Raw genomic sequence first — 1,177 nt, 5'->3', positions numbered from 1 at the left:
GGTGCGCACAGCACACCCACAAAACACACCGAGTAAAGCGCGAAACCAGGCCTCCAGCCTACGGAAAAAGCGCCCCCCTTCCCCCAATCATCAATCCCAGCAATACCAACTACCAACACCATGCGTTTCTCAACCCAGCCCCAGAAGCGGAAGCTTGGCCCCGAAGTCACTTAACTACCTACTGAGGAACACACCATGAAAACGTTAGCCACCGCCTCCCTGCTCACCGCCTTGTTAACCGGCAACGCCTTCGCTGCCGCCGACGTTAACCACAGCTACGACGCCGCGACCGCCAAACCCACCACCGAACAAAGCAAAACCCCCAAAGCCGACACCACCACCCAAGCCGTCGACAAAAAACTCGACAGCGAAGAACAACGCTGGGGCCAACCACGCTGGTGGCATTAATGGCTAAAACCACAACAAGGGCGCCAACTAGGCGCCCTTGTTGTTTCTGCACCGCGAGCGACCGCTGGTCCTGTTTATCGAACAACGCCAATTTGCCGCGACTCCACTTTTAGTAACCCAAATAAATGGAGCATCGATATGCGCAAATTACCTTTCTCTGCCTTGTTACTCAGCGGCCTGCTGGCCGCCTCTTCTACCACCCTGGTGATGGCCGCCACCGTCAGCCCCGGCAACGGCGTGGGCGGTGCCCCGGAAGCCGGCACCACCGGTGAAGGCACCGGCACTTCCAGCACTGGCGCCAACGCCCCTGGCACCGGCGCTGGCACTGGCGCGACCGGCACAGGCACCACTGGCACCGGCACCGGCCCTGCTGGCACGGGTACCGGCACCAGCGGAAACAGCACTGGAGGAACCGGCACGGGCGTCGGTACAGGCACCGGCACCACAGGCTCCGGCGCGGGTACAACCGGCACGGGTGGTGCCATGAGCCCGTCGGGTGGCAGCAGCGGTGGCAGCAGCGGTAGCAGCTCCGGTAGCGGCGGCACAGGCAGCGGTGGCACCGGTACTGGCGGCACTGGCACGGGCGGAACCGGTGGCGGCATGGGTGGCGGCGCTGGTGGTAGTGGCGGCGGCGCGGGTGGCGGCGCAGGCGGTTCTGGTGGAGCAGGCGGCGGTGCAGGTGGTGGCAGCTGATGCTTCACGCGGTAGCAATGGCCAGTGGGGTTTTCCCTTCTGGCCATTTTTTTGCCTGATTAATAGCGCACAACAC

The 1,177-nt window shown here is 63.3% G+C and carries 2 protein-coding genes; both read left to right on the top strand.

Translation table 11 applies throughout. The features are described 5' to 3' along the window. The first annotated feature begins 195 nt into the window (after nucleotides 1–195). The gene (locus AAAB16_RS08395; RefSeq protein ID WP_340662926.1) at nucleotides 196–408 is read left to right on the top strand and encodes a hypothetical protein; all 213 of its coding nucleotides are present in this window, start codon (nucleotides 196–198) and stop codon (nucleotides 406–408) included. A 138-nt stretch (nucleotides 409–546) separates the two neighbouring features. Then, on the top strand, nucleotides 547–1,101 hold the full coding sequence (locus AAAB16_RS08390; RefSeq protein ID WP_340662925.1) for a hypothetical protein: 555 nt from the start codon (nucleotides 547–549) through the stop codon (nucleotides 1,099–1,101). Nucleotides 1,102–1,177 lie beyond the last annotated feature (76 nt).

The organism is Pseudomonas sp. (assembly GCF_037994325.1).
Lineage (GTDB): Bacteria > Pseudomonadota > Gammaproteobacteria > Pseudomonadales > Pseudomonadaceae > Aquipseudomonas.
The sequence above is the reverse complement of the archived record's forward strand: the minus strand, read 5'-3'. Positions and strand labels throughout refer to the sequence as shown.

Bases quoted from the DNA above. Each gene is read 5' to 3' on its own strand.
- AAAB16_RS08390 (WP_340662925.1), top strand. From the start codon at position 547: ATGCGCAAATTACCTTTCTCTGCCTTGTTACTCAGCGGCCTGCTGGCC.
- AAAB16_RS08395 (WP_340662926.1), top strand. From the start codon at position 196: ATGAAAACGTTAGCCACCGCCTCCCTGCTCACCGCCTTGTTAACCGGC.